Origin of the sequence: Sphaerotilus sp. (genome assembly GCF_031429695.1) — a bacterium.
Lineage (GTDB): Bacteria > Pseudomonadota > Gammaproteobacteria > Burkholderiales > Burkholderiaceae_C > Sphaerotilus.
The window spans coordinates 20,425-29,156 of the sequence record NZ_JANPAB010000090.1 but is presented as its reverse complement, the minus strand read 5'-3'; the positions used below and the strand labels follow the sequence as shown (position 1 = coordinate 29,156).

Annotated in this window: 2 protein-coding genes; both read right to left on the bottom strand. The window is 66.9% G+C overall.

Annotated features, from left to right (window positions below; translation table 11 throughout):
* On the bottom strand, nucleotides 1–7,446 hold the full coding sequence (locus RMP06_RS17455; protein ID WP_310463066.1) for a non-ribosomal peptide synthetase: 7,446 nt from the start codon (nucleotides 7,444–7,446) through the stop codon (nucleotides 1–3).
* 63 nt (nucleotides 7,447–7,509) lie between these two features.
* Complete coding sequence (locus tag RMP06_RS17450; protein ID WP_310463065.1) at nucleotides 7,510–8,598, bottom strand: hypothetical protein; 1,089 nt, start codon at nucleotides 8,596–8,598, stop codon at nucleotides 7,510–7,512.
* Nucleotides 8,599–8,732 lie beyond the last annotated feature (134 nt).

Here is an 8,732-nt window from a genome sequence, read left to right as displayed (position 1 = left end):
TCACAGCTCGCCCTCTTCCATTTCCATGAGGTCCGTGGTGGACGGGCTCATGTCCCCGATCAGCCGGGACAGCTCGCTCACGGTCGGCCGCTCGAAAAGCTGCCGAAGCGGCAGTTCGATGGCAAAGGCCGTGCGGATGCGCGAGATCAGCTGGGTGGCCAGCAGAGAGTGCCCCCCCAGGTGGAAGAAGTTGTCATGCGCACCAATCTGCTCGGGCGGCAGACGCAGCACTTCGGCCCAGAGGGCGACCAGGCGTTGTTCCTCGACGGTGCTGGGCGGCTCGGTCGGACGGCGTTCGGCGGTATCCACCCCCAGGGCGGCGAGCGCGCGGCGGTCGATCTTGCCGTTGCCAGTCAGTGGCAACACGTCCAGGAACTGGAAGCCCGTCGGCACCATGTAGTCCGGCAGCCGGCTCTTGAGCCACTGGCGCAGGTGGTCAGACCGTTCCGCCGCTTCGGCCTGAACGGTCGGCACCACGTAGGCCAGCAGACGGGCCTGTCCCATGGCATCGTCAAGCAGCACCACGGCTTCCTGCACGGCATCGTGCTGGTTCAGCACCGCTTCGATTTCACCCAGTTCGATGCGGAAACCGCGCAGCTTGACCTGGTGGTCGATCCGTCCCAGGTAGTCCAGGCTGCCATCCGGCAGGCGCCGCGCCAGATCGCCGGTCCGGTAGAGCCGCTCGATCCGGCCGAACAGGTCCAGCTCGACGAAGCGTGCCGCGGTCAGCGCCGGGCGGTTCAGGTACCCGCGGGTGACGCCTGCGCCGCCAACGTACATTTCTCCGGGCACGCCGTCGGGCAGGGGTTGCTGCAGTGCATCCAGGATCCAGACCTGCAGGTCGGGGATGGGCACGCCGATGTCACCGGCCATCGGCTGCGCATCGCCCTGCGTGCCGCCCAGCGGGCAGTAGGTGACATGCACGGTGGTTTCCGTGATGCCGTACATGTTGACCAGACGCGGTCGCGTCTCGCCGTGCTGGGCCACCCAGGGCGCCAGGATGGCGCGGTCCAGGGCCTCGCCGCCAAAGATCACCTCGCGCAGGGCCAGCCGCTCGGGCTGGGTGTCCACGCCGATGAGCTGCCGGAAGGCGGAAGGCGTCTGGTTGAGGACGGTGACCTGCTGGTCGATCAGCAACTGGTAGAACGCTTCCGGGTCGCGGCTGGTCAGGTAGGGCACGACCACCAGCTTGCCGCCATGCAGCAGCGCGCCCCAGATCTCCCACACCGAGAAGTCGAAGGCGCAGGAGTGGAACAGTGTCCACACGTCCCGTGCGTCGAAGTGGTACCAGTGGTCCGTCTCGGTGAACAGGCGGCTCATGTTGGCGTGCGTGACCAGACACCCCTTGGGCTGGCCGGTCGAGCCGGAGGTGTAGATCACGTAGGCCAGGTGGTGCGGCGCGGTGCAGGTCGGCACGTTCTGCGGGGCATAGCGCTGGATCTGTTCCCAGTCCTTGTCGAGGGCCACCACCCGCAAGCCACTGTCCGAGGGCAGGCGGTCTTGCAGGTGTGCCTGGGTGAGCAGCACCGGGACGGCCGCGTCCTCCAGGATGAAGCGCAGGCGCTCCTGCGGCTGGTCCGGGTCCAATGGCAGGTAGGCGGCGCCGGCCTTGAGGATGCCCAGCAGGCCCACCAGCATGTCCAGCGAGCGTTCGACGCACAGGCCGACCAGTGTGTCCGGGCCGACACCCAGTTCCATCAGGTAGCCCGCCAACTGGTTGGCGCGCTGGTTCAGCCCGTCATACGTCAGGTGCTGATCGTCGTACACCACGGCCACTTTGTCCGGATGGGTGGTGACCTGGGCCTCGAACTGGACGATGACGGTGCGCTCGGTGCCCTCATTCTGGAAGCCCGTCGGTCGGGTCGCTATCAGGCGCTGGACCTCGTCTGGGGTCAGCAGCGGCAGCCGGCCGACCGCCTGGGTCGGATCGGCGCAGAGCCCTTGCAGCAAAACTTCGAAATGCCGGGCGAGGGCCGCCACGGTGTCCGCATGGAACAGGTCGCTGTCGTATTCCCAGGTGCAGGCCAGCCCGTCAGCCTGTTCGGACGCGGTCAGGGTCAGGTCGAACTTGGCCACCTGGTAGTCCGGCTGCAGCACCGCCATCTCCAGCCCGGCGAGCGCCGGTTGCTGCATCGACTGCAGCATGAACATGACCTGGAACAGCGGCGAATGGCTCATGCTGCGCGCCGGGTTGAGCCGCTCGACCAGCAGCTCGAAGGGCACATCCTGGTGGCGGTAGCCCTCCAGCGCGGTCTGCCGCACCTGCCGCAGCAGGTCCAGGAACCCTTGTTCGGGGTCGATCCGGCTGCGCAGCACCAGCGTGTTGACAAAGAAGCCAACCACGCCTTCGGTCTGGTGCTGGTGGCGGTTGGCGATGGGGGTGCCGACCGCCAGATCGGTCTGCTGGCTGTAGCGGTGCAGCAGCACGTTGAACGCGCTCAGCACGGTCATGAACAGGGTCGCCCCGTGGTCCTGGCTGATGCGGCGGAGCTGGTCGGTCAGTGCGGCGCTGACATGGCTTTTCAGGTGCCGGCCCTGGTGGCGCATGACGGCCGGGCGCGGGAAATCGGTCGGCAGTTCCAGCAGGTGCGGCATGCCGGCCAGTTGCTCCTGCCAGTAGGCCAACTGCTGGGCGAGCACCCCCTGCTCCAGCCAGTTCTTCTGCCAGGCCGCGTAGTCGCCGTACTGGATGGACAAGGCCGGGAGCTGCAGCGCGGTCTGCTGGACGGCGGCGCTGTACAACTGCGACCACTCTTTCACCAGCACGCCCATCGACCAGCCGTCGCTGATGATGTGGTGCATGTTGACCAGCAGGACGTGGTCCTCCGGTCCGGTTCGGAGCAGGTGCAGGCGCAGCAGCGGTCCGCGTTCCAGGTCGAACGGCCGGTGAACCTGCTCGTCGAGCCACCGGCCGAGCCATTGCGCCTGGGCGGCGGCCGGCAGCGCGGGCGGTTCCACCAGCGTCAGCGGGTCGAATGGCGCACCGACGCGCACGCTGGCCGCGCCGTTGACCGTGGGGAAGGTCGCCCGCAGGCTTTCATGCCGCTCGATCAGGGTGACAAAGGCTTGGCGCAGCGCGGCCTGGTCCAGCCGCCCGGTCAGGCGCAGGGCCAGGGGAATGTTGTACGTGGCGCTCTGGCCTTCCAGTTGCGCCAGGAACCACAGCCGCTGCTGGGCATAGGACAGCGGACGCGGCTGCTGTGCCGGCAGGCGCGGGATGGTGACCCCTTGCAGATCGCGCGCATAGCCCAGCCTCTCGGCCAGCACCCAGGTGTCAGGGCTGAGGAAGTCTTCCTTGTAGGCGTCGCGCCAGCTCTCGGCCACCTGGGCATCGATCTTCTGGTGGGTGTGGAACTTGATGTCGCCCAGCATGTGGCCTTCGGCGTGGACGCCGTCGGTCATGCGCTGCTTCTTGTCCTGGTAGGGATCGAGCATGGCACCGTCCACCGGCAGGCCGAGGAAATCGCACATCGCCTGCACGGTGGTGCGCGGCTGCGCGGTCAGCTCCTCGAACTTGACGCGGTGCTGGCGCTCGGCCGGGATGGTCGCCAGGAAGTCGACGATGTTCTGGTTGCATTGCCACCACAGCAGCTCGGCCATCCGGGTCGAGGAGCCCGATTCGGCCAGCGCGGCCAGCGGCGCGGCGTAGGGGTGGCCGGCGCTGATGCGCTCCATGCGCGCGTTCTCGAACGAGCGGATCATGCCCAGCGGGTGGCGCTGCAGGTGGATGTAGAGCGCACCGTCGAACAGCGCCTCGGCCTGGCGCAGGATGTCGGCACTGACGCTGTAAAAAGGCGTCTTGTCCACGAGCAGCCGACCCGGCGCGGCGTCCTGCAGCACGCGGTAGAAGTCGCCGGTGTCCAGATCCTGCGCCTCGAACTGCGCCATGCGCTGCCAGGCCTCGTCGGCACTGCAGCCGTGCAGCTCCATCAGCGCCCGCACGGTGCCCTGCAGCCAGAAGGTGTCGTGCTCGGCACAGCGTTGTGCGCGCTCGCGCAGGTCGTTGAAGCCGAGCAGTTCCAGCTCCGGCGGCGCGAACAGCCCCGGGTGACCACCCAGCATGACGCGCAGCAGCGTCGTGCCCGAGCGCGGCGGCGCCAGGATGAACACGGCGGGCGGGTTCTTGCGCGTCGATCGACGCGGGCGGAACTGCTGCTTCGGGAGGAGTTGCTGGAGCTGTGCCCAGTCTCCGTCGGCCAGCCGGTCGCGCGCGGTCTGTTCCGCCGTGGCGGCCGAGGCGGTGCCGTCCAGCCGCGCCATCAGGTTCGGGTAGTGCGCCCGCATGCCCTCGACGAACTGCCCCAGCGTTGGCGCCGCGAACAGGTCGTAGATGTGGAAGATTTCCTGCGTCGTGGCGTTCAGCTCGTTGATGAAGCGGATGCCGTTGAGCGAGTTGCCGCCGATCGCGAAGAAGTCGTCGTGAACGCCGACCTGTTCCACGCCGAGCGTTTTCTGCCAGAGGCCGGCAATCAGGCACTCCGCCGGGGTGTGCGGCGCCACAAAACCGGTGCGCTCCACGGCGTCGGGCGCGGGCAGGGCCTTGTGGTCAATCTTGCCGTTCACCGTCAGCGGGAAACGTTCCAGCACGATGAAGGCCGAGGGCAACATGTAGTCCGGCAGCCGACCCGCCAGCCAGACGCGCAGGCCGTGCTCGGCATCGGCCAGCGGCTGCGCCAGCGTGAGGTACGCCACCAGACGGGTGTTGTCGCCCTGGCCATGGGCTTGCACGACCGATTCCTGCACGGCGGGGTGCTGGGTCAGCAGGGTCTCGATTTCGCCCAGCTCGATCCGGAAACCACGGATCTTGACCTGCTGGTCGATCCGCCCCAGGTATTCCAGGCTGCCGTCGGGCAACTGGCGCGCCAGGTCGCCGGTCTTGTACAGACGGTGTGTCTGGCCGAGCAAGGTGGTTTCAATGAAGCGGCTGTCGGTCAGCTCCGGCCGGTTCAGGTAGCCGCGGCTGACGCCCGCGCCGCCCACGAACATCTCACCGGCCACGCCGATGGGCACGGGTTGCTGATGGGCATCCAGAATCCAGACCTGCAGATCGGCCAGCGGGCGCCCGATGTTGCCGCTTTCGGTCTCGTCGCCGGTGAGCGGGCAATAGGTGACATGCACCGTGGTTTCGGTGATGCCGTACATGTTGGTCAGTTGCGGCTGACGGGTTCCATGCTGCGCGAACCACGGCTGAAGCGCGGCGCAGTCCAGTGCTTCGCCACCAAAAATGACGTGGCGCAGGGCCAACTGGTCCGGTTGCCGGTCCACCTGGATCAGTTGCCGGAAGGCCGAGGGCGTCTGGTTGAGGACCGTGACCTGCTGCGTGATGAGCAACTGGTAGAACGCGGCCGGGTCGCGGCTGGTCAGGTAAGGCACGACCACCAGCTTGCCGCCATACAGCAAGGCGCCCCAGAGTTCCCAGACCGAGAAGTCGAAGGCGTAGGAGTGGAACAGTGTCCAGGTGTCGTCGGCGCCAAAATGGTAGAGCGGCTCGGACACCGCAAACAGGCGCGTGACGTTGGCGTGTGTCACCAGGCAGCCCTTGGGTTTGCCGGTGGAGCCGGAGGTGTAGATCACGTAGGCCAGATGGTCCGGCTGCAGCCGGACGGCCGGGTTGTGCGCCGGGAAGCTGGCAATCGTGGCTTGGTCGCTGTCCAGGCACACCGTGGTTGCCGCGTGGTCCGGCAGGGACTTCAGCAGCGCACTCTGGGTGAGCAGCACCTTCACGGCCGAGTCCTCCAGCATGAACGCGAGGCGCTCGGGCGGGTAGTCCGGGTCCAGCGGCACATAGGCGCCGCCCGCCTTGAGGATGGCGAGCAGGCCGACCACCATCTCCAGCGAACGCGCCGTGCAGAGGCCGACCAGCGTGTCCGGCACGACGCCCAGGCCGATCAGGGCGTGCGCCAGCCGATTGGCCTGCTGGTTCAGATCGGCGTAGCTGAGTGGCTGCCCGTCATACACCACGGCCGTGCGGTCCGGATGCTGTGCGGCCTGTGCCTCGAACAGTTCCACCAGCGTCGCGGGCGGCGCGGCCGGGGTCGTCGAGGTCGCCGGGTTCTGATTCCAGGCGGCGAGCTGCAATTGTTCCGCCTGGCTCAGCAGGGGAATCGTGCTGACCGCGCTGTCTGCATCGTCCAGCACATGCGCCAGAACCTGCAGGAAACCGGACTGGATGCGCTTGGCCTCGGCCGTGTCCAGATAGGCCAGGTTGTAGACAAAATCCACCTGCACTTCATCGTCGTCGTGGAATTCCCAGACGGAAATGATCAGCGGGCTTTGTTTGCTGTCGTTGGTCAGGGCGATGGTGTTGCCTTGAAATACGCCGGATTCCGTGTCGTGGTCGTGCTTGGCGTAATTGAATTGCAGGTCGATCAGGTTGCGCTGGCCGGATTTGTGGAAATCCATGGCACGGTACAGCTCGCCGATGGGGAGTTTCTGGTGGCGATAGTCGGACTTGAGGGTTCGGCCCACCGCCTGCAGCAATTCCCGGAAACTCAGCCCGGTCCCGAAACTGAACCGGGACGGAATCATGTTGATGAACAGGCCGACGGTGTCCTTGAACGCGGCGCCCCCGCGGTTGAGGATGGGCAGGCCGACCGCCAGTTCGTCCCGGCGGGCCGTGCGGGTGAAATACACGTACAGGGCGCTGAGCATGACGTTGAACGGCGTCGCCCCGGTGTCCTTGGCGAAGGCGATCACGCGGTTGTAGAACGTCCGGCCCAGCCAGAGCACCTGACGCTCCGACAGCACCTTGCGGTCGGCGGTGCGCGACGTGCTTTTCCTGAACAGCGGCTCGGGCAGCGTCTGGTATTTGTCGGCCCAGTAGCGCAGGTCATCTGCAAAACGCGCTGACCTCGTGTAGTGCTGGTCATTTTCTATGAACGCCTGGTATTCAGGAAAATGCCAGTCGTTCGGTCTGTATTCGCCGCCGTCCTGCAACATCGCGCCGTAAATGGCCCCCAGCCGCCGGTTGAGCAGCGAGATACCCCAGCCATCGGTGATGAGGTGGTGGTAGACAAAAAAGAACTTGTACTGGTTTTCCTGCAGCCGGATCAGCGCAAAACGGAACAGGCGCTGGTCGTGCAGGGTGAACGGGGCGATGAACTGCGCCTGCATCCAGCACGCAGCGGCCTGTTCAGGAGAATCTTCCTCGGAAAAATCAAGGACCGGCAGCGAAACGTCCACCGCCGGCGCACCCGGATAAGTCTGCTCCGGCAACTCGGACCCCGGCACCGCCCGCAAGACGGTGCGCAGGGCGTCATGTCCGGCCACCAGCCGCTGGACGGCCTGGGCAAACAACCGGGCATCCACCGCCCGGTTGATTTCAAAATACCCTCCGATGTTGTACAGCGGCACATGCGAATGCAACATCTGGTCAAACCAGATCTCACGCTGCGGCGACGTGAGCGGAAAGGCCTGGCTGGCGGTTGTGGCAATCGTGGGGCACATGGAGGGAATCTTTGCCGTTGACGTGGTGGAGATGCGTTCGCGTTTGCTTTGGTGCGCGCGTGCTCAGCGCATCTGGATGACAGAGGCTTGCGGGAGCTGGCCGGGGTTGAGTTCGGTCTGGGCGAAGACGAACTGCAGGCCCTGGAAGGTGGTGCGGTAGCGCATGGAGCCGGCCTTGTCCGAGATGACGTACTTGCGCCCGGCGTAGTCGATGCGGGCGGCTTCCGGCTCGGTCAGATCGGGCGCGGACTCGATGCGCAGCACGGCGTCGCGCTGACCTTCCGGCAGGCTCTCGCGCAGCGCCGCGGGCAGCGCGTCGGCGGCGGCACCGTCATACGCCATCGCGTAGAGCGCGCCGGCGAAGGTGCGCAGTTTCACGTCCAGCGTGAAGCCACTTGCCAGCGGCTGGTTGCCCAGCGTGCGGAACTGGGCCTTCGCACCCTCGCGCGTGACCAGGCGCTGCAGCACCGCGCCGCCCCGGTCGTCGGCGGTGATGCGCAGCGTCGTGCCCGCCGTGTCCGTGCCGGTGACCACCGCGCGGGCGTACTGCAGCGTCTGCAGTGCTTCCACCAAACGCAGGAAGTCGCCGTAGTTCTCGGCGTCGTCCGCATCGAACAGGTTGCGCAGCACCGTCTTCTGGCCGCCGGCGGTCGTCAGCGTGACCTCGTCGGCGAGCATGCGCACCAGCGCCGTGGCCGAGAAGCCCTGCGTGGCCAGACCCGAGAACGTGCGCGGATCGATCGGCTTCATGATCACCGCCGAGAAGCCGGGGCCGCTCAGGGGCGCGAAGTTGAACATCGGCGCCTCGGTGGAGCTGCCGCTCAGGCCAAGCATGCGGGTGAACATCTCGGGCAGGGCACCGGGCATGGTGCCGAGTGTGTGCGAGGCCGAGCCCGTGCCGCCGCGCGTGAAGCTGTAGGTGGCGGTGATCGCGCCCATCTGCAGGAAGTAGGGCGGGTGGCCATTGCGGATGCGCGCCAGGTTCAGCAGCGTCTGCTGGTTGCCGACCTGGGCCTGGGCGTTGGAGTAGTCGAGGTAGCCCGAGCGCAGCGCACCAGGGCCGCTGCAGCCGGCCAGCATCACGGCGGCGGCCACAACGGACAGGGGGATCAGGCGACGCAGGCGGGTGCGCAACGAGGAGCGAGCAGACATGGTGGTTCTCCGAATGGGAGCGAAGCGGGATGAAGCGGGGTGACGCAGACGAAAGGGGCTGGTTGGCTGGCCGGCTCGCGAACGGCCGGCACTGTGGGCGGTGTGGAGATGCCCGGGTGCCGGCCCGCCCCGAG